Source organism: Natronococcus sp. JC468, from assembly GCF_012163165.1.
GTDB classification, from domain to species: Archaea; Halobacteriota; Halobacteria; order Halobacteriales; family Natrialbaceae; genus Natronococcus; species Natronococcus jeotgali.
In genome coordinates this window covers 1-25,327 of record NZ_JAAVUO010000045.1, presented here as the reverse complement: position 1 = coordinate 25,327, position 25,327 = coordinate 1, and the positions used below count along the sequence as shown (strand labels likewise).

Genomic DNA, 25,327 nt, shown 5'->3' with positions numbered 1-25,327 from the left:
GCCCGGGTGGAGCCCGCTGCCCAGGTACAGCTGCTGGAAGACGTCCCGGAGTTCCCCGCGGCCCCATCGATCGGTCACGCGCTGGGCCGCCCGCGCGCCGATCGCCTCGCGGACGACGGCCTCGGCGGCCTCGAGGCCGCCGCCCCGATCGGCGATCGCGTCGGTAAAGTCGTCGATCGACGCGCGGTACCCCTCCCCGGTCGCGAGCACGTAGAGGGCGGCCGCGTAGGTCAGCTCCCAGTCGTTGTTGAACCCGCCCGCGTTCTTGAACGCCTGAACGTCCTCCCTGCGGATCGTGCGGTCGTGGACGCGCTCGACGGACTCGACGATCGCTCGACGGTAGGAGTCGGCGACGTCGACGAGCACGCCGTCGATGTCGAGAACGACTGCGTCTGCGTTCATACGGGAGGGAACGGGCCCGCGGAAATAAAGCCGGACGGTTCAGATCGCCAGCGCCCCCGCGAGGTAGACGGCGCCGACGAACAGCCCGACGGCGTAGAGCACGTGGGCCCACAGCCAGGAGAGGACGTTGACGACGTAGATCAGCGCGACGATCGGAATTCCGAGAAGGACGACCGGGGATCGGCGCCACTCCCGCCGGGAGCGGGCCCACAGCGTCCGGGCGTCGGTCGTGCTCGGGAAGGCGGCCATCCCGACCGAGAGGCCGATCCAGCCGAGGGCGCAAGCGGCGACCGCGTACTCGAGCGGGGCCGTCCGAACATCGCCGACGGCCGAGACGAGGACGACCGACCCGACGAACGCGGCGACCGCGACGACCGTGTTCAGCAGGAACGGGGCGACGCTGATGACGACCGACTGGCGGTACCGATCGGGGGTGGCGTGACGGACGTACCCCGGCGGATTCCCGAACCGGAAGTAGACGGCCTCGATCACCCTGACGCCGACGAGCCGACAGGCGCTCGCGTGGGCGAATTCGTGGACGACGACGCCCGGGAAGACGAACAGGTGGATCGCGATCCGCAGGAGAAATCCCAGCCCCCGCAGGACGACCGCGAGCGCGACGAGGAGTCCGAGAACGGCGAGGACGGTGGAGACGGGCGGCAGGGACTCGACGGCCATCGTTCACCCTACTCTCGCGGACCCTGGTAACTCCTTCCGTCCTCCCGCGTCTCCCCGTCGAACTCTCGGGCGACGTACACCGTCCCCTCGCGAACCGTTTGTCGCTCGACCGGGACCGCGGGCTGGTCGCCCCCCAGCGTCGTAAACAGGAAGTCGGCGCCGACGTGCTCGGCGACCTCGAGGGTCGGTCGGTGGAGCTCGGGGGGCAGGTTCCGGGCGTAGATCGCCTCGGCGCCCTCGTAGACCGCGAGATCGGGCTCGACGACGTCGTCGACGACGAATCCGACACCGTCGGGTACCTCCCGGCGACCGATATCGGTCGCCGTCACCGCGGCGCCCGCCTCGACGAGCGTCGCCGCCAGCTCTGTTCGGCGTCCGATCCCGACCTCGACGAGGCGGTCGTAGGCGGCGAGTCGATCCGCGAGCGTTTCGAGATTCCGGCGAGCGGTGGTCATGGCGGGACGTTTATGCTACCCGCGATCATAGCGGTTGCCATGCTCGTCGATATCGTGCCGGTCGGCAGCGTCTCCGCGGAGGTCAAGCGGGCGGCCTCCTCCGCGTTGCGATCGGTTTACGACTGCGACGTCACGGTCAACGATTCGCAGTCGGTTCCGACCGGCGCGTACGACTCCGGCCGGAACCAGTACTGCGCCGAGACGTTCATCCAGCTCGCCGAGCGCGTCGGCCGCGGCGAGAAGAACATCGCAATCACCCCCCACGACCTGTTCTACCGTCGTCGCAACTACGTCTTCGGCCTGGCCTACCTCGACGGCAGCGGCAGCGTCGTCTCCACGTACCGCCTGCAGACCTCCAGCGACGGCGGGTTCTCGAACAAGAGCGCGAGCGAGATCTTCGAGAACCGCGTCCGCAAGGAGATCGTCCACGAGATCGGCCACACCTACGGCCTCGAGCACTGCGACAACAACCGCTGTGTGATGAACTTCTCGCCGACCGTTCGGGAGGTCGACATCAAGGAAAAGAACCTCTGTGGGAGCTGCCAGCGACACGTTCACTGAGACCGTTCCACCCTAAACGTCCGTTCAGGAGGCCGTACACGTTCGTGGTTGCGATTTTCCGGGAACACGTTTATTTCCCTCCCGTGTCGAGTCACCGGTATGGTGAAACAGCAACTCGAACTCGCGCTCAGTCGCGCACGGTACGCAGCCATCGGCGCCGCCGTCGGCGCCGGACTCGGCGGCCTGTTCAACAAAAACGCCGCAAGTTCCGGCGCCGCCCTCGGCGCGCTCGTCGGCGCGACGGTCGGCGAGAGCCGACTGAGCGCCCAGTCGCGACTCGACGAGCTGCGAACGCGTAAGGACGAACAGTTCGGGAACGTGCTCTCACGGACGAGCAACGAGTAGCGCCGTCGAGCCGACCTACGGCGAGTAGTAGTACTCTCCTTCCCGTTTTTGCTCGCGGTCGAGCTGTGACTCCGGCTTGTTGATCCGCGGACGCGAGGTGCGCTCGTCCCGCCGGAACGTGATCTCGAGGTTCGAGAGGAAGTCGTTCATCCCCTCCCGCATGGGCTGGGGCTCGCTGGCGCGACCTTCCACCGCGGGCTCGCCCTCGAAGACCATCAGGCGATCGGCCAGCAGGTCGATCGTGTAGATGTCGTGGTCGATGACCATCACGGTGGCGTCCTGCTGTTCGGCATAGCGGCGAATCGCGCTGGTGGCCTGAACCCGCTGTTCGACGTCGAGGTGAGCGGAGGGCTCATCGAGCAGGTACAGATCCGCCGAGTCGGACAGACAGGCCGCAATGGCGACCCGCTGGCGCTCCCCGCCGGAGAGATCCGAGAGGTTCTGTTCCATGATCCGCTCGAGTTGCAGCGGCTGGGCGATCTCGGTGTTCCAGTACGAGGACCCGAACTGGTCCGTGATCGAGGAGAGGAAGGCGTCGACCCGCATGTGCTGGTCGATGGTGACGTACTGCGGTTTGTACGAAATATCCAGATCGAGGTCGGCATCGCCCTCCGTGGGCTCGAGGTTCCCCGTCAGCAGTTTCGCGAACGTCGACTTCCCGATCCCGTTGGGGCCGACGATGCCGAGTACCTCGTTGCGTCGGATCTCGCCGCCCTCGATCTCGAGGGTGAACTCGCCGTCGCCGTAACTCTTGGTGAGGTCGGGGTAGTCGACCAGCACGTCGCCGTGGGTCGCGGTCCGGGGGGCGTGTTCCTCGAACTCGATGCGGTCCTGGCGGATCCGCATGTTCTCGTTGTCGAGGTAGCCCGAGAGGTACTCGTTGATCCCGTTGCGGACCGACTTCGGCGAGGTGATGACGCCGTAGGCGCCGGGCTCACCGTAAGCGACGTGGAGCGTGTCGGCGAGCAGGTCTAAGATTGCGAGGTCGTGCTCGACGACCAGCATCGATCGGTCCTCCTCCTCGGCGAGTTCGCGGATCAGCCGCGCCGCGGTGACGCGTTGCCCGATGTCGAGGTAGGGTGTCACCTCGTCGAGGAAGTAGAAGTCCGTGTCGCGGGCCAGGGTCGCCGCGAGCGCGACCCGCTGGAGCTCCCCGCCCGAGAGGTCCTCGATCGCCTGGTCCATCACGGGACCGATCTCGAGGCGCTCGACCAGTGAGTCCAGGGCGTCCCGTTCGTCGGTTCGCTCGAGCAGCTCGCGGGTGTTGCCGTCGAAGCTCTCGGGGATCTGGTCGACGTACTGGGGCTTGCGGGCGACGGTGACCTCGCCGTCGCGGACGTCGGCGATGTAGTCCTGCAGTTCCGTTCCGCGGTAGGCCTCGAGGACATCGTCCCAGTCGACGGCCTCGTCGCGGCCGAGGTTCGGCTGGAGTTCGCCCTCGAGGATGCGGACGGCCGTGGTCTTCCCGATCCCGTTCGGCCCCAGAATACCCGTTACCTGTCCCTCCTGGGGGGCTGGCAGGCCGTACAGCGAGAAGGCGTTCTCGCCGTAGCGGTGGACGGGATCGTCCTGGAGCTCCTGGGGCAGGTTGATGATCTCGATGGCGTCGAACGGGCACTTCTCGACGCAGATCCCGCAGGATTCGCCCAGACAGATCTCCTCGGAGATGTGGATCTGGTCGGGCTGGCCCTGGTCGGCCTCCTCGCCCCGGAGCGTGATACACTCCTTGCCGGTGCGGTTCGGCGGACAGTAGTTCTTGCACTCGTAGCTACACCGGTCGGGCTGACACCGGTCCAGGTCTACGACGGCGATGCTGTCGTCGGCCATCTAGGACATCCCCCCTGCGGTGAGCAGGATTCCGAACGGGACGAACCAGAAGGCGAACGTCATGAAGGCGACGTACAGGTAGTGTTTCGTCCCGAACTCGTCGTCCCCGTAGATGCCCGTGAAGTCGTAGAGGACGATCTGGACGAGGATCGCGCCGGCGACGAGCAACAGCGCCCGCGTGTCGGTCGCGGCGGCGTTCGCCGCTTCGACGGACGAGATGTCCCCCGCCATCGCCACCGAGGCGAACGCGGCGCCGACGCCAAGCAGCGCCGAGAGCGCGGTTACGCTGACCGAGCGCACGTGCTCGCGCCGGTCGCTGATCGATTCGGTCGACATGGGTCGAACTCAGTCGCCGGTGGTGAAAAGGGGTTCGCATTGCGAACCGAACCGGACACCCGCTCGACTCGAGCGGCACCGTCGCCGCCTCACCGGTTCGGGTTCGTCCACCAGCCACGCGGAGAACTGCGACGACGAGCCCGCTCGTTCGAGCGACGATCGGTTCCGTTCGGCGGGAAGCCACCGCCGCCGGTTTCCGCCTTCGGCCCTCGTCGTCCCGTGCTTCGGCTGACCGATCGGTCAAATACCGAGAATATCCCGTATAGCGTTCGTATCGCTATTTTACTCGTCAATATAGTAATATATTTTGTTGATCTCCATCCCAGTAAGGGTCAACTTTTATACTACTGGGAGCTTTCGAATCGTAATATGACTGCGACTGACGGCGAGGACCTCGAGGATCTGCCACCGAGCGCGAAACTCGTTTTCAAGGTTCTCGAGTACGACGGTCCGCTGACCCAAAAGCAGATCGTCGAGGAGTCGATGCTCTCGGCTCGGACCGTCCGGTACGCGCTCGAGCGCCTCGAGGAGATCGGGATCGTCGACGAGGACATCTACTTCGCCGACGCCCGACAGAGTCTCTACCGTCTGGAGGAGCCCGTCGCCGCCGACGGCAGCGGCGTCGAGGAGTCGCCCAAGAACGACGCCTGCTGCGCGGAGTAAGCCGAAAAGCGGCAGGATTATCTCTCGCTGGTGACCGTTTCGGCTATGGACAAGGAGCGATTGCCGCGATGGGGGTGGTTGCTGGTGGGACTGTTCGTCATGTCCGTTCTCGCGCAGCTTCTGAACCAGCTCGTCCTGTTCCCGGCCGGCCTCCCCGAGGCGTATCAGTCGATCACCGTCATCACGCTCATGTCGCCGGTGTTGATCTACGTCGGCGTCTGGTACGACGAGGATCGCCAGCACTACTGGGAACGGTCCCGGGAACGGATCGTCGCCGACGTCGCGTTCGTCCTCGCCGGCGCGGCGCTGGGATCGTCGGTGGCGCTGGTCGCGATCGTCGAGTTCGGTCTGCCCCAGCTGGCCCAGGACCTCGCCGCGATGGCCGTCGGGTTCATGCTCTCGTGGGGGCTGTTCTGGTGGCGCAATCCCGAGGTCTACCGCAGCCTCGAGTAGCTCAGGGACCGATCGCACCGACTCCCACGCGGCCGGCGATCCCGGGCGTGCGAGGCGTTCGCCGCTTGTGTGCCGTCCGGACGCACCGCGAGGCGAGCTCGCGAGCGAGGTCGGGCTCGAGCTCGAGGGCATCGATCGCCGTCTCGAGGGAGCCGTCCTTATCGACGAACCGCCGCAGCAGGGGATCGATGACGTCGTAGGACGCCCCGAGCTCGTCGGCGTCGGTCTGGGTCGCCCAGAAGCCGGCGGTCGGCGCCTTGCTGACGATCCGGCGAGGGACGCCGAGCCGTTTCGCGAGCGCCCGTACCTCGGTCTTGTAGAGATCGCCGATCGGGTAGACGTCGGCTGCACCGTCGCCGTACTTCGTAAAGTAGCCGAGCAGGAGCTCCGAGCGGTTCGCTGTCCCGACTACGAGTCGGGACTCGCGATTGGCGGCGTAGTACGCACAGGCCATCCGCAGCCGTGCGACCACGTTTCCGAGCGCGTAATTGCGCTCGTTCGGTCGGTCGGGCGACTCGGGTTCGAACTCGGCCGCAACCGTCTCCTCGAACGCGTCGAGCAGCGGCTGGAGCTGGATCTCCCGAAACCCCATTCCGAGCCCGTCGGCGATCGTTCGGGCCTCGTTGACCTGCGTGCGGTCGCTCTTGTGACAGGGCAGTCCGAGCCCGAGCACTCGGTCGCTGCCGACCGCTTCGACGGCCAGCGCGGCGGTCACCGTCGAGTCTATCCCGCCGCTCATCGCCACGACGACGCCGTCGGCGTCGGCGCCGGAGACGGTCCGCCGGAGGTCGTCGACGATCCGATCCCGAACCGTCTCGAGGGCGTCCCGGTCAGTAATGAACGGTCCGCGACCGTTCTCGAGCTCTGAGTAGACGAACGTTTTCCGTTTAGCACTCATAGTTGGATTACTCCGTATTGATACACGGTTATCCAGACATTTGTATCGTATAAGTGTTTTGTGACTATACAACTAGTAATCCCGGTATGAGTGGGGATACCACGAACAGGTTCGAGAATAACTGGACGCACGGCCGACCGATCACGTCGAATCCGACTATTCGAGGAAACGGTTGGCGAACGGCGTCGCTCGAGGACGGTCGTCAAACAGCTTTCGACGACGGAACGATCGTGACCGAATCAGTTCGATCGCTCGCTCCGTTCGCGACCGCTCGCGCAAACATCTCCACCAAAAAGCCGCTCGCTTCGCTCGCGGTCGGAGTCTTAGGAGGGAACGACCGTAATCGGATCCTTCCGATCGATCGCTTGCTCTAAGTCGTCCGCGATCGCGCTGCCTCGCGAGACCTGGATCTCGCCGCCGCGGCTCACCGTCGCGGTAAACAGGTAGTCGCCGCCGGCCTGGACCTCGACGGTCTCGCCGTGGCTGCCGTCGACGGGGATCACGATGTGGCGCGAGGTGATCTCCGGTTCGACCAGCTCGCCTGTCTGGCCGCCCGACGGCGCAGCGCCGCCTCCGGAGCCGCCACCGCCGCTCCCGTAGTTCGGGTTCTCGTCGTGGGTCCGGACGTCGATATCGATCCCCAGGCGGTTCTCGATATCGGTGATTCGGCCCCCGCCCTTGCCGATCACGCTCGAGATGTCGTCGTCCTCGACGTAGGCGACCGCCTTGTCCTGGCTCTTGAGGTCGACGTCGACGTAGCCCCGCGCGACCGAGCGGATCTCGCGTTCGATCTCCTGTTTCGCGATGCGGTCGACGCCCGACTCGCTGCCCGGACCGCCCTCGTCGTCGGTAAGCGGAACGGTGACGACCTGGCGGTTGAACGTGTAGATCTCGTAGTCGGGTTCGCCCGTCTCGAAGTCGGTGACCTGGATGACGGGTCGAGCGAGGTCCTCCTCGGTGAGTCCAGCGGGGACCTTGACCTCCGTCCTGACGTCGTAGACGGTGTCGACCTCCCCGGCCTCGATGTAGACGACGGTGTCGACGACCTGGGGGATCATCCCGAGTTCGACCCGGCCGACGAGTCGCTGGAGCGCGTCGATCGGTCGGGTCGCGTGGACGACGCCGATCATGCCGACGCCGGCCAGTCGCATGTCCGCGAAGACCTCGAAGTCGTCGGTCTTGCGGACCTCGTCGTAGATGGTGTAGTCCGGCCGGACCATCAGCAAGGCGTCGGCGGTCTTCTCCATCTCGCCCGCGAGTTCGGTGTACTGGGTGATCTCCGGACCGACCTGCAGGTCCCGCGGTTTCTCCATCGTCTTGACCGCGTAGTCGTGATCGGAGATGAAGCGGGCGACCGCCTGCGCGAACGTCGACTTCCCGGCGCCCGGCGCCCCCGAGATGAGGACGCCCCGCTGGCGCTCGAGCAGGCGATCCTTCAGCTCGTCGGCCTTCTCGTAGTCCTCGATGTCGGTCTGGGCGATCGGGCGGACGGCGGTGATCTCGATGCCGTCCGAGAACGGGGGTCTGCCGATCGCGATCCGGTAGTCCCGGAACTGGACGATCTTCATCCCCGGCTCCGAGAGCTCGATGAAGCCGTCGTGGGACTCCTTGGCGCCGTCGACGATCTCGCGTGCATACTCGTCGATCGTCTCCTCGTCCAGAGGTTCGTCGGCGATCTCCTCGTAGCGCATCTCGCCGAGTTCGCCCCGTTTCGCCTTCGGGACGGCCCCGGCGCGCAGGTGGACGCTCATCGTCTGGTCGTCGAAGAACTCCTCGACGGTCAGCGTGCCGACCTCCCGGACCTCCGGCGAAATGTGCTCGACCTCGAGGCCCTTGGCCTGGGCGACCTCGGCCTGGACGATGTCGCTGGTGAGGAAGGTCGCCCCCAGCTCCTCGGCAAGGTCGCGGATCAGCGCGTCGATCTCGCCCTCGGAGGCGTGGCCGCGCTCGATGGCGTTGGGTCGGTCGCCGACGTACTCGAGGTCGATCCGCCCCTCGTCGGCCAGCTCCGCGAGCCGCTGGAGCTCGGAGAGGCCGTCCCAGCCGCTGTCGAGGCCGTCGTTTGCCTGCGCCTCGAGCTCCGCGACGACGGCTTCCGGCACCGAGATCGTCGCTCCCTCGAACTGCCCGTCTTCGATCGTCGCCGAGACGCGGCCGTCGATGACCACGCTCGTGTCCGGCACGACATTCATACGCTATACTGGTTCCCGAACGGCAATAAGGATGTTCAAGCACACGAAAGGGGCGCCAGTCGCTCCCACGACTGCGGTGCAGTCAACTTCCCGGAACCGAAAGGACGACCCATGTCGGTCATCGATCTGACCCGAGAACTCGCCGCGATCCCCAGCCACGAGGACGAGACCGCCGCAGGGGACTTCCTTGAGACGTGGCTGCGCCGCGAGACTGCGGCCGAAGTGACTCGAGACGAGGTCGGCAACGTCCTCGCCAGGAAGGGCGCGGGCGAGGAGACGCTCGCGCTCGTCGGTCACCACGACGTCGTCGAGCCCGCCGACTCGCAGGTCGGCCCCGGCGGCGAGTACGTTCTCGAGGAGCGCGACGGCCGACTGTACGGTCGGGGGACGGCGGACATGAAGGGTGCCGTGGCCGCGGCGGCGATCGCGTTCAGAGCGGCTGACCCGGCGGGCGAACTCGTCTTCGCGAGCTTCGTCGGCGAGGAGGTCGGCGGCGTCGGCGCGCGCCACGCCATCGACGAGGGGTTCGCGCCCGACTACGCGGTCGTCGGCGAGGGATCGACGGGGTACTCAGCGCCCGGCGTCACCGACGTCGCCGTCGCCCACAAGGGGCGGCGCGGAAGCACGATCACCGCTCGAGGCGAGCGCGCCCACGCGAGCGAGCAGGAGGCCGGCGAGAACGCGATCTACCGTGCGAGCGACGCCGTCGCCGTCGTCCGCGACCTCGAGCCGCCAGCGGTCGAGGTCGCCGGCGAGACGCTCGAGGGCAGCGTCGTCGTCACCGAGATCGAGGGCGGGACGGCGATGAACGTCGTGCCCGACCGCTGCGAGCTGACGGTCGACGAACGGACCGTTCCGGGGGAACGGGCCGCCCTCGAGCGGGTCGCCGATCTCGAGGGCGTCGCGTGGACGGTCGACCAGGACCTCCCGCCGATGGAGTGTGGCGACGAGGCCTTCGCCGAAGCGGTCCGCGAAGCTGCCGACGGCGCCCAACCCGGCGCACCGGAACTCGTGACGAAACCCCACGCGACCGACGCCGGCTGGCTCTCGCAGGCGGGAACCGACTGCGTGATCTGTGGCGCCGCCGAGCCCGGCGAGGCCCACACCGACGCCGAGAGCGTCTCGATCGACGTCCTCGAGCGCTGCGCCGACCTCTACCGACGGACCGCGGAGTCGTGGCCGCGGTGAGCGGTTACTCTCGCTCCGACTCGTCGCCGCTCTCGGTCGAGGGGGACGCGCCGTCGACGGACTCGTCGACCGTCCGCTCGGCGGCCGCGTCCTCGGTAGCGTCGTCCGTTCCGTCGTCTGAGCCGGCGTCCCGTCGGGTCACGCGCTCGCTCCCACACTCCGGACACGCCTGGTCCGTGTAGAACTGGTTGCCACACGCCTCGCAGACGTAGCCCGCCTCGTCGGCGGCTGCCTCCTTCGCCTCGTGCGTGAACTCCCCGACCTTCCGGCCGAGGTTCTCGAAGAAACCCATTGTGCGACGTTGTCGACCGACGCGGATAACTCTTCGTCGTCAATGGTCACACCGGCGAGTGCGAGAAGAGCGTTCGAGCCGCGAGTTCGGCATCAGGTGCCCGGCACGCCTACGGCCTCGAAGCCGGTCGCCCCGAGGAACGCGAGGACGTACAGCACGACCAGCACCGACAGCCAGGCGACGATCGTGATCGTGATCGCCTCGAACCAGCCGCCGGGGTACCGGGAGTTGATCACCGCGAGGTACGCGATGAACACCAGGATCGGTCCCAGCAGCGGGATCCACCCCAGGAAGAACCCGACGACCGACCAGACGATCGCACCGAGGAGGGCGGTGACGAACGCGTAGGTGTAGTTCTCGACGTCGACGACGAACTTCGCACCCAGGAAGATCCCGAGGCCGCCGATTAGCAAACTCACCACGAACACGACGAGTGATGCGACTACCATTGCGCTAGGGTACTCGCCGCTGCCGGAAAACAGTTCGTGGCTTGCAATTTCCAGATGCGTCTCGTTCGCGATGCGTTCCGGCCGAATCGCCGGCTCGAGCGCGCCCGTCGGCCGCGTGCCGGAACCACGACGTTGATGACGATTCCGCAAGTAGTGTCAGCCAATGGCAACCGACCAGGCCCGGAGCGAGCACCACGGCGAGACGTACGAGCAGTTCGAAGGGCGGATCGCTCGGATCGCGAACGTCGGCAACGCGGCCGGCGTCCTCCGCTGGGACCAGGAGGTCGTCATGCCCGAGGCGGGCACTCCCGCCCGCGCACAGCAGCTCTCGGCGCTGTCCTCGATCAGCCACGAGCTGTTGACCGCCGACGAAACCGGCGACCTGCTCGAGGAACTGGAGTCTGCGGCGCTCGACGACGGGAAACGGGCCGTCGTCCGCGAGATCCGGCGGCAGTACGACCGCGAGACCAGCGTTCCCCGGGAGCTCGTCGAGGAGATCTCCGAGACGACCGCCAACGCCCACCCGACCTGGAAACGCGCCAGGGAAGACGACGACTTCGAGGCGTTCGCACCCACCCTCGAGAAGCTGGTGGCGCTCAAACGCGAGTACGCCAACCACATCGATCCCGACGCCGACCCCTACGCCGTGCTCTTCGCCGACTACGAGCCCTACATCGACCTCGAGACCGCCGAGCGTGTCCTCGAGCGCCTGCGCGAGGAGCTCGTCCCGCTGATCGACGCGATCCAGGATGCCGACGCCGACCTCGCGACGGACACCTTCGCTGGCGAGTTCGACGACGACGATCAGGAGGCGCTGGCCCGGGACGTCCTCGACGAGCTCGGCTACGACTGGGAGCGGGGCCGTCTCGACACCGCACCCCACCCGTTCTCCTCGGGAACGCAGTTCGACGCCCGCGTCACCACCCGATTCGAGGAGGACGACCTGCTGGGCTCGCTGACCTCGACGATCCACGAGTTCGGCCACGCCAACTACACGCTCGGGCTTCCCGACGACGAGTACGGTACCCCCCTCGGCGAAGCTCGAGACCTCTCGGTTCACGAGTCCCAGTCCCGGCTCTGGGAGAACCACGTCGGTCGCTCGCGGCCGTTCTGGGAGCGGTTCCTGCCGACCGTCGCCGACCGCTTCCTCGGGCTTGAGGGCGCCACTCCAGAGGCGGCCTACGAGGCCGCCAACCAGGTGTACGACGACAACCTGATCCGGGTCGAGGCCGACGAGCTCACCTACCACCTCCACATCGTGATCCGCTTCGAGATCGAGCGCGCCCTGATCGCGGGCGACCTCGAGGTGAGCGAGGTGCCGAAAGTCTGGAACGACAAGTACGAGGAGTACCTCGGCGTCCGCCCCGAGACCGACGCGGAGGGCTGTCTGCAGGACATCCACTGGTCCCACGGCTCCTTCGGCTACTTCCCGACGTACTCGCTGGGCTCGGTCCTCGCGGCGCAGCTCTACGCGGCCGCGGAAGACGAGTTGGGCGAACTCGACGGCGATGTTCGAGCGGGGGAGTTCGACGACCTCAACGGCTGGCTCCGCGAGAACGTCCACCGCCACGGCAAACACTACACGACGCCCGAGCTGATCGAGCGAGCGACCGGGGCGGAGTTCGCCGCCGACTCCTTCCTCGAGTACGCGACCTCGAAGTACGGCGAGCTGTACGACCTCGAGGCGTACTGAGTCCGCGGCGTCGAGCGCGCTTGCAGAAACGCTTAGGGGCGAGCGTCCGACCCTCACCACGATGACCGACCAACTCGAGCAGCAGACGGCGATCGTCACCGGGGCGAGCGCCGGGATCGGCGCGGCGACCTGTCGAGAGTTCGCGGACGCGGGCGCGAACGTCGTCCTCGCGGCCCGCAGCGAGGGCGACCTCGAGCAGCTGGCGGACGACCTCGAGACCGACCACGGCGTCGAGACGCTCGTCGTCCCGACGAACGTCCGCGAGGAAGGCGACGTCGACGCGCTGATCGACGAGACGGTCGATCGCTTCGGCGGGATCGACGTGCTGGTGAACAACGCGGGACTCTCCCGGGGCAGCGAGGTCGCCGAGATGAGCACCGAGGAGTACGAGACGATGCAGGAGACCAACGTCGACGGGGTGTTCTACGCGACCCGCGCGGCGCTTCCCCACGTCCGCGAGCGGGAGGGGAACCTGATCTTCCTGGGGAGCTTCGCCGGGTACTATCCGCGCCCGTTCAACCCGATCTACGCCGCCACGAAGTGGTGGGTGCGAGGGTTCGCCAAGAGCGTCGCGGCCCAGGCCGGCGACGACGACGTCGGCGTCAGCGTGATCAACCCGGCGGAGGTCCGCTCGGAGTTCGAGACCGCCAGCGGCGAGACGTTCGCCGAGGCCTACGACGAGGACGAGGCCAGCGCGCCCGAGGAGGTCGCCGAGGCGATCCGCTTCGTCGCGAGCCAGGACCACTCGAGCGTGAGCGAGCTCGATATCAACCGGCGGGACAAGTTCGCCGACACCTTCTGAGGGGGGCGGCCCCCGAACGGGACCCGAAGGGATAAAAGAGGCTGGGAGTGCCGGCTCTACCCTTACCCCCGACGGGACCAACGTTCGTGTATGCGAATTTCGATTCCCGGTCTCGACGGCGTCTACTTCGACACCGACGCCGAGTCGTCGGCGCTGGCCCTCGCCTTTACCGCGGCGGGTCGCCGCGCCCCGAAACCCCACGGGTACGCCGTGCAGCTGCTGCCCCACCTGTGGTCGTTCGACGTCGACCTGCGCGAAGTCCCTAACGGACACCCGGTCCAGTACCTCCACCCGGAGGGTGCCCGGAGCCTCGGCGAGCTCTCCGGCGAGGGGGGCGTCCGGCGGGCGGGCACCGAACTCGAGCGAGTGTTGCGGTTCGTCTGGGCGGTCAACCAGCAGGTCGAGTCCGCGACCGGAACGCTGATCGGCCACGAGCGGGAGGCCCACGACGGCGTCACCATCGAGATCGACGACGGGAGCGTCGGCATCGACGGCGACGAGCTCGAGACCGACGAGTTCGACATCGACGACGGCGGCGAGACGACGATCGACATCGAGGACGATCCGACCGAACAGCCCGGCGACTCGGCGGATCCGGACCACGAGTTCGGCGACGACTCCGATCGCGACCTCGACGAGTACTGACGGGGTCCGCCGTCGGGGCGGCCGTTTTTGTCCCTGCCACTCCTACGGCCGGTATGCGAATCGTTACGACGCTTCCCTCGGCGACCGAACTCGTCGCCGCGCTCGGCCTCGAGCCCGTCGGCGTCTCCCACGAGTGCGATTATCCGCCGAGCGCCGCGTCGCTGCCGTCGATCACCCGCTCCCGAATCGATACCGATGCCTCGAGCGAGGAGATCGACCGCCAGGTCCTCGAGGTCGGCGAGACCGACGACGGCGTCTACGAGGTCGACGTGGACCTGCTCGCGGAGCTCGAGCCCGACCTGATCGTCACCCAGGGGATGTGCGACGTCTGCGCGGTCGACGAGGCTGTGATCGCCGACGCGGTCGCGCGGATCGAGTCCGATCCCGACGTGCTCACCGTCGACCCCCACACCGTCGCGGACGTGCTGGACGACCTCGAGCGAGTCGGCCGTGCAACGGGCCGCGAGGAGCGAGCCCGCGAGGTGCGGGCGGAGCTCGAGGAGCGAATCGACGCCGTGCGGGAGCGAACCGCGGGTATCGCGGGCGAGGAGCGACCGCGGGTCGCCGTCTTCGACTGGACCGACCCCGCCATGATCGCGGGCCACTGGACGGCCGAACTCGTCGACTGGGCCGGCGGCGAGTACGGGCTGGCCGACGTCGGCCAGCGCTCGACACCCCGCGAGTGGGAGGAAATCCTCGAGTACAATCCCGAACTCGTGGTCGTCGCCCCCTGCGGGTTCGGCCTCGAGCAGACGGCGACGAACCGAACGGATCTCATCGACCGCGAGGGTTGGGACGAACTCGCGGCGGTCCGCGAGGACCGGGTGTGGGCGATGGACGGCCACCACTACCTCAACCGCCCCGGCCCGCGGCTCGTCGACACCCTCGAGGCGCTGGCACCGATCGTCCACCCGGAGCGATTCGACGGGCCGCCCGAGTCGGTCGCCGTTCCGTTCGAGGACCTCGAGGAGTTCGCGTCGAACGCGTCCGGACCGACCGAGACCCGGGCCGATCAGGCGCCCTGATCATGCTCGTCCTTCCGAACGCGGTTCGAGCGGAGATCGTCGAGCAGGCTCGAGGCGGGCGTCCGCTCGAGAGCTGTGGCGTTCTCGGGGGCAAGTACGACCCGACCGGTCGAAGCGAGGTTCGCTCGCAGTACCCCGTCGAGAACGTCGCCGAGCATCCCCGCACTCGATACCGGATCGACCCCGAGGAACAGCTCGCGATCTTCGACCGCCTCGAGGATCGCGGCGAGGAGATCGTCGGTTTCTACCACTCCCACCCGCGGGGCCCGCCCCGCCCGAGCGAGACCGACGCGGCCGACGCGACCTGGCCCGACCGCTCGTACGTCATCGTCTCGCTCGAGCCCTTCGAGGTCGGCTCCTGGCGCTGGCGCGAGGACGACGGCTTCGAGCGCGAGGACGTCGCCGTCGAGTGAGCGTCTTCAGCGACACCGAACGGTTTCCGACCTCGGGTCCAGTTCCAGACGACCCCCGATCGGCAGCGGTGCGATCGGGGTCGTGTGTCCCCAGTCGAGACCCAGCAGGACGGGCGCCTCGGGATTGTACCGTCGAACCTGCTCGACGATCTCGTCGTAGAGTCGGTCGCGGTAGCGCTCCCGTTGCTCGCGGGGCGGTTCCGCCAGGAAGCTCCGGGTCGGCGGACGCCCGACCACGACGCCGTCGAACCGCTCGAGGAGGCCGCGCTCGCCGAAACACAGCAGCGTCCCGCCCACGGTCTCGGGCTCGGGGATCGATTCGGCGGTCTCGAGACAGAGGATCGCTCCCTCGAGATTGGCAGGTGACGGCACGAAGCGGTCGGTCGCCAGGAACCACTCGACGATCGCGCGACAGCCGCCCCACGTTCGACCCTCGACGGGCTCGCTCCCGCCAGCCCACCGTCGGCCCGGGTTCGGCTCGTACGCTGGCGACGAGTCCATCTCGGAGGGATCGGTCCACCACGTCGAGGGCTCGTCGGTCCACTCCGGGGACGGCTCGAGCCGACCGAGGTCGTCCTCGAAGAACGCGCGCCGACAGTATCGCTCGGTGTAGGCGGGCAGCTCGCCCGGGACGGCGAGTTCGTTCATCAGCTGGGCGCCGTTGTACGAGACGACGCCCGCGTTCCACAGCAACAGCTGGAGGGCGGTGTTGTCGCTCATCCCGTAGAACCGGGTCGGGTTGGCCCGGAGGACGTCCGGATCGAGGTGTTTCAGGATCCGCAGCTGATCGCTGCCGCCGATGGTCGCGACGATCCCGTCGATCTCGGGGTCGCGGAAGGCGGCGTGGACGTCCGCGGCCCTGGCGCGGGGGTTGTCGGCGAGGAACGCGTTCCCCTGTCGAGCCGTCGGGTAGATCACCGGCTCGAGGTCGAACCGTTCCCGCAGTCGCTCGAGACCCAGCTCGAAGACGTGGGGCGCCTCCCGTGCCCCGCCGCTCGAGGGCGCGAGGACGGCGACGCGATCGCCCCGTTCCAGCGGCGGCGGCGTGACGAACTCGGGCATACCTCGGAATCCACCCGAAATGACGTATTTCTGTCGCGGTCGATCGGTGGGTGTGGCTCCGCGAGGACGTTACTCTCCGTCGGCGTTCGCCTCGAGGTCGGCGGCCGCCTGTCGTTTCTTCGCGGCCTCCTCGCGGAACTCCGTGATCCGGTCCTGGAGCTCGCTGCCGACGAGATACGCGAAGTCGTCGGGCATCAGCCCGCGCTGGACGTCGATCGTCACCATCGCGTCGCAGCCCTCGACGATCTCGGGGGCCCACTTCCCCCGGGCGAGCTTCGACTCGTCAGTGACGACCGCCTCCCTGTCCTCGACGTCGATGAAGGCGGTGACGGTGTTCCAGATTCCCGGATCGCTGGTCGTCGCCTCGTCGAACAGTCCCTCGAGCCGGCTCTCTTTGATCGGCTCGTCCCGCAGTTCGACGACCAGGTCCTCGAGCGCGTCGGCGATCGCCTCGTCTTCGGCGGCTCGCTCGCGAAGCTCTTCGGGCCCGGGGTCGTCGCGTCCGGATCGGCTCATCGATCTCCCTCCGTCGCGATCGGTCCGTCGGTCATGGACGTGCCTACCCGCCTCGAGACCGTAAACGTACGCTTCCGGGTCGGGAGACCGATCCTGTCGGTCCGCGGGTCTCAGTCCCGATCTCGCAGGACGTCGGGCACCCACTTCCGGTTCGGGTCGTCGGTTCGGTCCATCCAGTCGACCAGTCGCTCCCGCATCGCTCCGCGGACGTCGGCGTAGTCGGGGTGGTCGATCAGGTTCTGTAGCTCCGCGGGATCGGCTGCGAGGTCGTACAGCTCGTCGATATCCGGGCCGTTGTAGACGTACTTGTACCGCGCCGTGCGGACCATCCGCTGGGTGTAGAGCCCGAACTCCTCGCCGTGGTACTGCGCGAAGACGGAGTCGGGACGTTCCTCGGGTGCCTTGCCCTCGAGCAGGGGGACGAGGCTCCGCGCGTCGAAGGACTCGGGCACCTCGAGGTCGCCCATCTCGAGGAAGGTCGCGGCCAGGTCGTGGAGGTGGACGGGTGCCTCACAGACCGAACCGGGCTCGACGACCCCCGGCCAGCGAACCTGCAGCGGGATCCGGTAGGTGTCGTCGTACATCAGCGGCCCCTTGTTGAACTGGCGGTGGCCGCCGACGAAGTCGCCGTGGTCCGAGGCGTGGACGACCGCGGTCTCCTCCCCGAGGCCGCGCTCCTCGAGGGTCTCGAGGATTCGCTCGAGCTGGTCGTCGATCATCGTCACGAACCCGCGGTACTTCGCGATGGCCTCGGCCCAAGTCTCCCAGTCGAAGTCGGCGACCCCCCGGTAGTGCAGGAAGTTCTCGTGGACCCGCGGTTTCCCGTCGTAGGTCTCGGCGTAGCTGTCGGGCCGTTCGATCTCCGCGGGGTCGTACATCGAGGCGTAGGGCTCGGGGACGACGTAGGGGTGGTGCGGGCCGTAGAAGTCGGCACGGTGGAAGAACGGCCCCTCGCCGTCGCCTTCCGCGTGGGACTCGATCGCGTCGATCGTCCGCTCGGCAAGGAAGTACGCCCGCGTGTCCTCGACGTCGACGGGCGTTTTCGCGGCGACGAAGGTCCCCTCCTCGCTTCCGCCGCGGGTGTAGATCTCGTCCTCGAGGTCGGTCTCCTCGATCGGCGTCCCGCGCTCGCGGCGGTACTCGCGGAACGCCTCGTCGATGTCGTCGTGGTGTTTGTCGCTCCCGCCCAGATAGGCGAAGCCGAAGTCCTCGGGGGTCTGGTCGTCGCCGACGTGCCACTTGCCCGTGTAGGTCAACTCGTAGCCCGCCTCGGCGAGCAACCCGGAGAACGTCGGCAGCTCGGTCGGGAGGTTCCTCTGGATCGCGTCGGCCTCGTGGCTGTTGTTCAGCATGCCGTGGCCGTGGGGGAAGCGTCCGGTCAGCAGCGACGCGCGAGCGCTCGTACAGATACTGATCGGCGTGAACGCCCGCTCGAACCGCATTCCCTCCCTCGAGAGCCGATCCATCGTCGCCGTCTCGACGGACGGGCCGTCGGGCGCGGAGTAGTCGTATCGCTCCTGGTCGGTGAGGACGAACAACACGTTCGGACGACCGTCGGCGTTTGCCATCGGCCGTCGTACGGCGGGGCCGCAGTTAACTCTTGGAGGCGACACCCCGGAGACGGCGAGCGACAGGGCAGCCAGTAAGTTACAGTGGTTCGAGGAGAACGCCCACGACTTCCGTCGTGAGAGGATGTCAGGTTAGTGACTTCGCATTTGAGGCACCTCCGGAGCCGCCCGAGAGCCGCACGTAATCTCGAAAGGACTCCCGGTGACAGGCGTCGGCCCGACGTTCGGTTCCCCGGTGCGGATCACATAATTCAAGAGATCGTACTCGAAACTCCGCCTGTGCCAATCGCGTACTGCGAGGAGTGCGACTGGAGCCGTCGTGTCGAGGACGACGCCGACGGCGAGCTCAACGAGGCGATGATCCGCCACTACGTCGAGACAGGTCACTCGGTCGAGCAACGCGAGCTCCGGGAGTCGGATCGCGAACTCGAGTCGTAGCGGCCGCGGTCGTTCCCTTCCACTCAGCCGTCGGCCCGGGGCTCGACGTTGCCCGGGAGCCGGAACAGGTTCTCCGGATCGTACTCGGTCTTGAGTGCGACCATCCGACCGTAGTTGTCGCCGTAGCGCAGCCTCGCGGGCTCGGCCTCCAGTCCGGGGAAGTTACCGTACCGCCCCGAGGCGACCGACAGCGTCTCCGTCTTCGCGATGACTGCGCGGGCCCACTCGAGGTTCGGGTCGTCGGCGTCGGGATTCTCCCAGTTCGCCTCGACGGTGAGCATGTGGGGTTTGTCGCGGTGCCAGAACGCCGTCGCGTCGCGGGGAACGTCGGCGACCGTCCCGTCGAGGTGCCAGAGGTCGATCGTCGACAGCGCCGACGGCGCGGACTCGGTGTACTCGAGCATGAGGTCGACGACCTCGTCGGCGTACTCCTCGAGGTAGATCGCCTTCCAGTAGTAGCGCAGCCCGTCGGGGTAGTCCTCGTCGAGCATCGACTGCAGGTCGACGTACGCCATCTCCCCGCTGAGGTCGACCAGCGGTTCCGCACTCTCGAGTAGCGACCCGAAGATCTCGTCGGCGTCCGCGGGGTCGCCGCGGAAGGAGCCGAGCATCGCGATCGCGGGCTCGCCCCACGCCGCCTCGGGGAACTCCTCGAGGTCGGGAACGTGGGCGGTAAAGACGAGCACGCCCGCGTTTCGCGGCGCGTCGGCGATCCACTCCCGGTAGCGGGCCATCACCGCGGGCGCATCGTCGGTGCGGAACCAGGGGAAGAAGGCGTACACCTCGGGGCCGACCTCGTGGAGTTCGTACTCGAAGGAGGTGACGATCCCGAGGGCACCCCCGCCGCCCCGCAGCCCCCAGAACAGGTTCGGGTTCCGTTCGTCGCTCGCCGTCCGAACCCGTCCGTCGGCGGTGACGACGTCGACGCTCACCAGGTTATCCAGCGCCAGTCCGTACTCGCGGCTGAGGTGGCCGTACCCCCCGTTGAGCGTCAGCCCCGCGATTCCGGTCTGGGAGACCGCGCCGAGCGCCGTCGCGAGGCCGAACAGCTGCGTCTCGCGGTCGACGTCGCCCAGCGTCGCCCCGCCCTCGGCCCGCACCGTCCCCGCCTCGCGGTCGACTCGTACGGCGGTCATCTCCGAGAGGTCGACGACAAGCCCGCCGTCGCTGACAGCCGTCCCGGCGACGTTGTGCCCGCCGCCCCGGACGGCGACCTCGAGGCCCTGCTGGCGAGCGAAGTTCACCGCCGCGACGACGTCCGCCACGCCGGAACAGCGCGCGACGATCGCCGGGTAGCGATCGATCATCCCGTTCCAGATCTCGCGCGCGTCGTCGTAGGCCGGATCGGACGGTCGAACCAGCTCGCCCGCGAACTCGGTCGCGAGCGACGTGACGGCCTCGCTCGAGAGGGTCGCGAACGCCTCCTCTCCAGGTGTCTTGTCAACAGTGCCCATGTTCGAACGCACGCGTCCGGTGTAGATAACGTCGTAGTCACGGGAGCGGAACGATCAACCGAATGGGGACGTCGACTGTCGGTCGTGGTCCGCCGGGCCGTCACCCCTCCGTCGGAGAGGCCGAGGACGGGACGGTCGTCGGCGCCTCGCTATCGGGACCGCGGTCCTCGGCGACGACGTACTGCACCTCGATGGCCGGACCGTCGGCGGTCGTTCCGATCGCTTCGGAGAGTCGGTCGGCCAACCCCGGGACCGGTCCCGGGTCCGAAGCGACGATCGTGACGGTGATCCGATCGACCGACTGAATCGGGTAGTTCCCGTCGAGTTCGACCGCGACGTCCCCGGTCTCGAGCCCCTCGTACTGGGGTTGCTCGAGCACCGTCTCGACGTCGTCCTCGGCCGACGACTCGAGCTGGGTCGTCTGGAAGTCCAGCAGCGTGATACCCGCCAGCGGCGCGGCCAGCACCAGCAGCGCCGCCCCGAAGACGGCCGCGTACCTGTAGGTCGGCCCGCGGGTCGGCGAGACCTCGAACAGCCCCTGCGGCCGGTAGCCGGCGACCCACAGCGTGGCCAGCGCGGCGAGGTTGATCGACAGCAGGTTGACGGCGACGAGCACGCCCGCACCCAGGGCCGCGCCGTACATCCCCCAGGCGGCCGTGATGCCGACCGCGGCGGCGGGCGGGATGAGCGCGGCGGCGATCATTACGCCGACGATGGCCTCCGAAAAGCCGCGCGTGAGACTCAGGATGCCCGCCACGCCGGCGCCCAGCGCCACGGCGATCGAGAACAGGTTCGGCGAGACCCGCTCCTCGAGTTCGGTGGCGACGACGATGTCGACCCCTGCGGGCTCGAGGCCGGCCAGCCGCGCGAGGGTCGCGAGACCGATCGACGCGGCGACGACCAGTCCGACACCGACGGCCTGGTACCGGAACCCGGTCGACTTGAGGGCGTCGTCACCGGTGACGATCCCGATACTGGCAGCGAGTGCGGGGCCGAGCAGCGGTGCGATTACCATCGAGCCGACGACGACCGCCGGGGAGTCCGCGAGCAGTCCGGATGTGGCGACGACGGCGCTGATGAGCAGCATGACCGCGTAGATCGAAAACTGCGGCGTGAACTCCTCGGCTTTGGTCCGGAGCACCTGCCTCGAGGTGCGTGCCCCTCGCCGTCCGCCCCGACTGTATTGATCCCGGAGCGTCGTGAACTCCTCGGAGATGACCGTCTCGGCGTCGATCACGACGACCCGTGCGTCGTCGCTCACGCCCGCCCGCCGCAGGCGATCGAGCACCGGTTCGACCGCCCGCGTCGGCAACGGGAATCGAACGACGGCCGTGTACCCCCTGCCGCTGGTCTCGTCACTGACGACGTACTCGATCTCCTCGTCCTCGAGGATGTTGAGGACGGCTCGGCGTCGTCCCTCCGGCACCGTGATCTCGAGATAGCGCATGGGGTCACGACGACGGGCCGACGAATAGTACTGAAGGGGAAGTCGCCGCGGAGACGGCTTCAGTGGTCGCTGCCGACGATCCCGCAGGCGATCGACTCGGGCTCGAGCAGCTCCTCGCCGTCGACGGCGTCGGGATCCAGCAACAGGATCGTGTCGTCGGGCATCGACTCCTCGACCCGGATCTCGCGGCCGAGGTCGTTCTCGAGGTCCTCGACGCTCTCGAGGTCGGCCTCGCGCTCGGAGAGGAGTTCGGCGTTCGCTCTCGAGAGGACGAACGCGAGCGAGCCGGGTTCGGAGGCATCGGTCTCGGCGGCCTCGAGCAGCTCCGAGAGGGAATCGGAAGTGAGCTCCTGGAACGATCGGATCGTCACGCGATCGGTGTCGGAGCCGGCGGCGTCCTCGGACTGGGTTCGGACGCGCGAGGCTAGCTCCTCGAAGTCGGTGCTCTCGTCCATAGTCGAACGCCACCGTCGACGTCCTTCACGCTGGTCCCGGCCAGTTCCGGCTCGTATCGATCGACCTGTGTCCCGATCAACACGGAAGGGCGAACGCTCAGTACAGGGGAACTGCGTATCACCAGAGATCGACCTCCCCTCGTTGCGGTGGCGTGCGCTGTCGACTGACCGAACGTCAGTGAGGGCGGTCGACGATACTGCGCGAGGGATGAACGAACGATCGCAGAGAGTGAGTGAATCGGCTGGGGAGGGCGTGGCAATCCCCCGTGTTCGTGCGAGCAGGACTGCTATCTGTCACACTGGAGCGTATGGGAATCTACGCTAATCGCTATCTGTGCTCCTAGCAACAGGGATTTTCCACGTCCTCCCCAGCCGATTCACTCACTCCCTTCAGTCGCTCGTTCATCCCTCGCACGACGGTAATTGACCGCCCTCGCTAGCGCTCGGACGGTCAATAGTGCGCGCCACCGCGTGTGAGTGACGCGGGCCGAAGAACCCGACTGGTCGGTGACCGCTACTGGTACTCCGGCAACCGGTCCGAGCGGTCCGAGCCGTCGACGAACGGCAGGTCGGTCCGCGCGGCCGGGACCTCCTCGCCGTCGATCCGAATCGTCACCGTCTCGGTCTCGAGCCCGTACTCGACGACCGCGAGCGCGATCGGCTCCTCGAGCAGCGGGCTCGTATCGGCTCTGGTGACCTCGCCGACCGACGAGTCGCCGTCGAAGACCGCGGCGCCGGCGTCGGGGACGGCCTCGCCCTCGAGGGTCAGCCCGACGAGTCGCTTGCTGGGTTGGCCGCGGTTCTCGACCCGGGAGACGACCTCCTGGCCGACGTAACAGCCCTTCTCGAAGTCTAAGGCGTTTCGCAGGCCGAGAACGTTCGGAATCTGTCCCTCGAGTTCGGTCTCGAACAGGGGGGATCCGGCCTCGAGCGTGAGCGTGTCCCACGTTCGGTAGCCGAAGGGGGCGGCGTTGAGCCCCTGGTTCAACAGGACGTCGTAGACGTCCTCGGCGGCGTCGGCCGCGCAGATGACCTCGTAGCTCTCCTCGCCGGTGAGCGCGTCGGTCCGGACGACGGTGACGCCGTCGTCGCCCATCGATCCGCGGACGAACGAGTACCGTTCGTCGGGGGAGGCGGCGCCGTTGAGCACGCTGGCGATTTTCTCGGTCGCGTGGGGACCGTGGACGCCGAAGATAGCGTAGTCGTCGGTCGCGACCCGGATCTCGACGTCCTGGATAAAGACCTTCTCGGACCACTCCGCGGCGAGGTCGTCGGCGTGGGCCGGCGGGGTAAAGAGGAGCAGCCGCTCGCCGGCGTTGTAAACGTAGAGTTCGATCTCGATGCGGCCCTGGGGGCCGAGAACGAGCGCGTAACAGCCCCGGCCGTCCTCGCTCGGAACGCGGTTCGAGACGACGTTGTCGACGTACTCGAGGCGGTCCTCGCCCTCGACGACGACGACGCCGTAGGCGGCCTCGAGCAGCCCGACGCCGTTTCTGACCGCGCGGTGGGTCCGCTCGGGCCGCCCGTAGTGTTCGACGACCGTTCGGCCGGCGCGATCGCCGAACGCGGCTCCGAGATCCGCGTGAATGGACTCGATGACGCTCATGAACACCGAAAGGGGACCGACACCCTCAGGCGTTTCGATTCAAAAGGGCAGCCAATCGCGGAGCCAGTCGCCGATCGACTGCTCGTCCTCGTCGTCGGTCGGCACCTCCGGAACGACGCGGTCGGCGGGTTTGATAACCGTCTCGCTGGCGCCGGGCTCGACGACGATCAAGTCGTCCTCCTTGAGGGCCTCGAGCGCCCGCTCGAGTTCGTCGATGTCGACTTCGGCCGCCGCGCGGAGCGCGAAGATCGTCATGCCGTCGTCGGCGCGGTCGACGAGTGCGTCGAGTACCGCTACCTCGGTTTCCGCCCGGTTCCGGTACTCCCGCTTTGCTCTCATCCGTGCATCTATTCGTCGACCCGGGATTTGACGTTTGTCGTTCGCTCGAGACGCTCGCGCTGGCGCCGTCGAGCGTGGCGGTGGGGACGGACGGTGCCTGCCGGGACGGGAAGGGACGCGAGTGCGCCGTCGGGAACGCCGAGTGGCGCTCGAGGCGGTCGTCCGAACGACTCCCGAGCGATGCCCGTCCTGCGGCTCAACCGTCGCGATAGCGGCCAGGCAACACGTTTTTGATGCCGTGCTGGGAAGGGTGGGAGCATGGGTCTGCGATGTTCGCTGCTCGGTCACGACTACGGAGACGTCGACGTCGAACGCGAGCGCGAGGAACGGGGGAGCGAGGTCGTCCTCACCGTCCGGGAGTACGAGGAGTGTACGCACTGCGGCGACCGACACGTCGTCAGCGAGAACACCGAAGTCCGGAGCATCTCGACGTCGGCCGGCGTCGGTCCGCGATCGGCGGAGCCGCCCGCGGCGAACCCCGGGTCGACCGACGCCGGCGCGTTCGCCGCGGAGACGGACGAGACGGGCGAAACGGATGCGGCGTTTATCGACGCCGCGGAGGTCGGGTCCGACCCGTCGTCAGCCCGCTCGAGCGGTCCCGGTCCCGACGCGCGGTCGGAAGCCACCGGAACCGAGTCCGTCGACACCGACGCCGAAACCGAGCCGTACGATCGCGGGATAGCGCCGCGCGGGGCCGACGCCGAACCGCGTCGAGCCGCCGATACTCCGGCGGAAACGTCGAACGGCCGCACCGGCGTCGGCGCCGGCATCGAGCTCCCGACCGACGAGAACGGCGACCCCGTCACCGACGACGGCGAGATCCTCGAGGACGACGGGACGACGACCGAGGACCGCGAGTACGGCGAGTGGCCCGACTCCAACGACGTCGGCCCGCCGATCGAGACCGAGGCCGACTCCGGGACCGACGCCGACGACTGGCCCGACAGGGAGTCCGAACCGCTCGAGGACGACGCGATCCTGCTCGACACCGGGACGAGCGAGGCGCCCTCGAGCGAGCTCGAGTCAGCGCCGTCGTCCGGAGCGAAGGGCGGCGGGGCGCCGGCCCCGGGGGGGGCGGGGGCGGGGGGCGGCGGGGGGGGGGGCGCCGCCCCCCGGGGCGGGGGG

Annotated in this window: 28 protein-coding genes and 1 pseudogene; 12 read left to right on the top strand and 17 right to left on the bottom strand. The window is 67.9% G+C overall.

Features of this window, described 5'->3' with window-relative positions:
• From GWG54_RS17610 to GWG54_RS17600, 3 genes and pseudogenes are all read right to left on the bottom strand, one after another.
• Positions 1 to 402, bottom strand: a pseudogene (locus GWG54_RS17610) (TIGR01548 family HAD-type hydrolase); the annotation flags it as partial.
• A 39-nt stretch (positions 403 to 441) separates the two neighbouring features.
• The gene (locus GWG54_RS17605; RefSeq protein WP_167938995.1) at positions 442 to 1,080 is read right to left on the bottom strand and encodes a DUF3267 domain-containing protein; all 639 of its coding nucleotides are present in this window, start codon (positions 1,078 to 1,080) and stop codon (positions 442 to 444) included.
• 8 nt (positions 1,081 to 1,088) lie between these two features.
• A complete protein-coding gene (locus GWG54_RS17600; RefSeq protein ID WP_167938994.1) occupies positions 1,089 to 1,535 on the bottom strand; it encodes a UPF0146 family protein in 447 nt (148 codons plus the stop codon).
• A gap of 39 nt (positions 1,536 to 1,574) precedes the next feature.
• Between GWG54_RS17600 and GWG54_RS17595 the strand changes: the two genes are divergently transcribed.
• A complete protein-coding gene (locus GWG54_RS17595) occupies positions 1,575 to 2,096 on the top strand; it encodes an archaemetzincin family Zn-dependent metalloprotease (RefSeq protein WP_167938993.1) in 522 nt (173 codons plus the stop codon).
• Between the two features lie 99 nt (positions 2,097 to 2,195).
• Positions 2,196 to 2,441, top strand: a complete 246-nt coding sequence (locus GWG54_RS17590) for a YMGG-like glycine zipper-containing protein (RefSeq protein ID WP_167938992.1) — start codon at positions 2,196 to 2,198, stop codon at positions 2,439 to 2,441.
• 15 nt (positions 2,442 to 2,456) lie between these two features.
• Here the strand turns inward: GWG54_RS17590 and GWG54_RS17585 are convergent, their stop codons facing one another.
• Both GWG54_RS17585 and GWG54_RS17580 read right to left on the bottom strand, forming a co-directional pair.
• Positions 2,457 to 4,268 carry a ribosome biogenesis/translation initiation ATPase RLI gene (locus tag GWG54_RS17585; protein ID WP_167938991.1) on the bottom strand — a complete coding sequence of 604 codons (1,812 nt, stop codon included), beginning with the start codon at positions 4,266 to 4,268 and terminating at the stop codon, positions 2,457 to 2,459.
• A complete protein-coding gene (locus GWG54_RS17580) occupies positions 4,269 to 4,604 on the bottom strand; it encodes a hypothetical protein (protein WP_167938990.1) in 336 nt (111 codons plus the stop codon).
• Positions 4,605 to 4,973: 369 nt separating this feature from the next.
• On the opposite strand from GWG54_RS17580, the gene GWG54_RS17575 reads away from it, so the two are divergent.
• Together GWG54_RS17575 and GWG54_RS17570 are read left to right on the top strand one after the other, a co-directional pair.
• Complete coding sequence (locus GWG54_RS17575) at positions 4,974 to 5,267, top strand: winged helix-turn-helix domain-containing protein (RefSeq protein WP_008420456.1); 294 nt, start codon at positions 4,974 to 4,976, stop codon at positions 5,265 to 5,267.
• 45 nt (positions 5,268 to 5,312) lie between these two features.
• Positions 5,313 to 5,720 (top strand): hypothetical protein, encoded by a 408-nt coding sequence (locus tag GWG54_RS17570; protein ID WP_167938989.1) that lies wholly within the window; start codon positions 5,313 to 5,315, stop codon positions 5,718 to 5,720.
• A gap of 1 nt (position 5,721) precedes the next feature.
• On the opposite strand, the gene GWG54_RS17565 is transcribed toward GWG54_RS17570, so the two are convergent.
• Complete coding sequence (locus tag GWG54_RS17565) at positions 5,722 to 6,618, bottom strand: NAD+ synthase (RefSeq protein WP_167938988.1); 897 nt, start codon at positions 6,616 to 6,618, stop codon at positions 5,722 to 5,724.
• Between the two features lie 323 nt (positions 6,619 to 6,941).
• The gene (locus GWG54_RS17560; protein ID WP_167938987.1) at positions 6,942 to 8,810 is read right to left on the bottom strand and encodes a PINc/VapC family ATPase; all 1,869 of its coding nucleotides are present in this window, start codon (positions 8,808 to 8,810) and stop codon (positions 6,942 to 6,944) included.
• 111 nt (positions 8,811 to 8,921) lie between these two features.
• Here GWG54_RS17560 and GWG54_RS17555 point away from each other — a divergent pair, with 111 nt between their 5' ends.
• A complete protein-coding gene (locus GWG54_RS17555; protein WP_167938986.1) occupies positions 8,922 to 9,998 on the top strand; it encodes a M20 family metallopeptidase in 1,077 nt (358 codons plus the stop codon).
• Positions 9,999 to 10,002: 4 nt separating this feature from the next.
• Here GWG54_RS17555 and GWG54_RS17550 read toward each other — a convergent pair whose 3' ends face one another.
• Together GWG54_RS17550 and GWG54_RS17545 are read right to left on the bottom strand one after the other, a co-directional pair.
• Positions 10,003 to 10,290 (bottom strand): zinc ribbon domain-containing protein, encoded by a 288-nt coding sequence (locus GWG54_RS17550; protein WP_167938985.1) that lies wholly within the window; start codon positions 10,288 to 10,290, stop codon positions 10,003 to 10,005.
• A gap of 92 nt (positions 10,291 to 10,382) precedes the next feature.
• The gene (locus tag GWG54_RS17545; protein ID WP_049892659.1) at positions 10,383 to 10,739 is read right to left on the bottom strand and encodes a hypothetical protein; all 357 of its coding nucleotides are present in this window, start codon (positions 10,737 to 10,739) and stop codon (positions 10,383 to 10,385) included.
• Between the two features lie 163 nt (positions 10,740 to 10,902).
• Between GWG54_RS17545 and GWG54_RS17540 the strand changes: the two genes are divergently transcribed.
• The 5 genes from GWG54_RS17540 (at position 10,903) to GWG54_RS17520 (ending at position 15,317) form a co-directional block, all read left to right on the top strand.
• Positions 10,903 to 12,432 (top strand): carboxypeptidase M32, encoded by a 1,530-nt coding sequence (locus GWG54_RS17540; protein ID WP_167938984.1) that lies wholly within the window; start codon positions 10,903 to 10,905, stop codon positions 12,430 to 12,432.
• A gap of 61 nt (positions 12,433 to 12,493) precedes the next feature.
• On the top strand, positions 12,494 to 13,234 hold the full coding sequence (locus GWG54_RS17535) for an SDR family oxidoreductase (protein ID WP_167938983.1): 741 nt from the start codon (positions 12,494 to 12,496) through the stop codon (positions 13,232 to 13,234).
• A gap of 90 nt (positions 13,235 to 13,324) precedes the next feature.
• Entirely contained in the window at positions 13,325 to 13,879 is a 555-nt protein-coding gene (locus GWG54_RS17530) for a hypothetical protein (protein WP_167938982.1), read from the top strand.
• Between the two features lie 53 nt (positions 13,880 to 13,932).
• A complete protein-coding gene (locus tag GWG54_RS17525; RefSeq protein WP_167938981.1) occupies positions 13,933 to 14,904 on the top strand; it encodes a cobalamin-binding protein in 972 nt (323 codons plus the stop codon).
• Positions 14,905 to 14,906: 2 nt separating this feature from the next.
• Positions 14,907 to 15,317 (top strand): desampylase, encoded by a 411-nt coding sequence (locus GWG54_RS17520; RefSeq protein ID WP_167938980.1) that lies wholly within the window; start codon positions 14,907 to 14,909, stop codon positions 15,315 to 15,317.
• A gap of 6 nt (positions 15,318 to 15,323) precedes the next feature.
• Here GWG54_RS17520 and GWG54_RS17515 read toward each other — a convergent pair whose 3' ends face one another.
• The 3 genes from GWG54_RS17515 to GWG54_RS17505 form a co-directional block, all read right to left on the bottom strand.
• Entirely contained in the window at positions 15,324 to 16,379 is a 1,056-nt protein-coding gene (locus GWG54_RS17515) for a S66 peptidase family protein (RefSeq protein WP_167938979.1), read from the bottom strand.
• 69 nt (positions 16,380 to 16,448) lie between these two features.
• Positions 16,449 to 16,895: a hypothetical protein gene (locus tag GWG54_RS17510; protein ID WP_167938978.1), complete on the bottom strand. Its 447-nt coding sequence runs from the start codon at positions 16,893 to 16,895 to the stop codon at positions 16,449 to 16,451.
• A gap of 110 nt (positions 16,896 to 17,005) precedes the next feature.
• Positions 17,006 to 18,463, bottom strand: a complete 1,458-nt coding sequence (locus tag GWG54_RS17505; protein WP_167938977.1) for a sulfatase-like hydrolase/transferase — start codon at positions 18,461 to 18,463, stop codon at positions 17,006 to 17,008.
• A gap of 279 nt (positions 18,464 to 18,742) precedes the next feature.
• On the opposite strand from GWG54_RS17505, the gene GWG54_RS17500 reads away from it, so the two are divergent.
• Complete coding sequence (locus GWG54_RS17500) at positions 18,743 to 18,901, top strand: hypothetical protein (protein ID WP_160166961.1); 159 nt, start codon at positions 18,743 to 18,745, stop codon at positions 18,899 to 18,901.
• Positions 18,902 to 18,924: 23 nt separating this feature from the next.
• On the opposite strand, the gene GWG54_RS17495 is transcribed toward GWG54_RS17500, so the two are convergent.
• The 5 genes from GWG54_RS17495 to GWG54_RS17475 form a co-directional block, all read right to left on the bottom strand.
• A complete protein-coding gene (locus GWG54_RS17495; protein ID WP_167938976.1) occupies positions 18,925 to 20,355 on the bottom strand; it encodes an FAD-binding oxidoreductase in 1,431 nt (476 codons plus the stop codon).
• Between the two features lie 100 nt (positions 20,356 to 20,455).
• Positions 20,456 to 21,802, bottom strand: coding sequence for a TIGR00341 family protein (locus GWG54_RS17490; RefSeq protein WP_167938975.1), 1,347 nt, complete (start codon positions 21,800 to 21,802; stop codon positions 20,456 to 20,458).
• A gap of 59 nt (positions 21,803 to 21,861) precedes the next feature.
• Positions 21,862 to 22,257, bottom strand: coding sequence for a hypothetical protein (locus tag GWG54_RS17485; protein ID WP_167938974.1), 396 nt, complete (start codon positions 22,255 to 22,257; stop codon positions 21,862 to 21,864).
• Between the two features lie 514 nt (positions 22,258 to 22,771).
• Complete coding sequence (locus GWG54_RS17480) at positions 22,772 to 23,863, bottom strand: aminomethyltransferase family protein (protein WP_167938973.1); 1,092 nt, start codon at positions 23,861 to 23,863, stop codon at positions 22,772 to 22,774.
• A 39-nt stretch (positions 23,864 to 23,902) separates the two neighbouring features.
• Positions 23,903 to 24,202, bottom strand: coding sequence for a DUF6432 family protein (locus GWG54_RS17475; RefSeq protein WP_167938972.1), 300 nt, complete (start codon positions 24,200 to 24,202; stop codon positions 23,903 to 23,905).
• A 258-nt stretch (positions 24,203 to 24,460) separates the two neighbouring features.
• Here GWG54_RS17475 and GWG54_RS17470 point away from each other — a divergent pair.
• On the top strand, positions 24,461 to 25,327 hold an 867-nt coding region (locus tag GWG54_RS17470; protein ID WP_167938971.1), incomplete at its 3' end, for a hypothetical protein.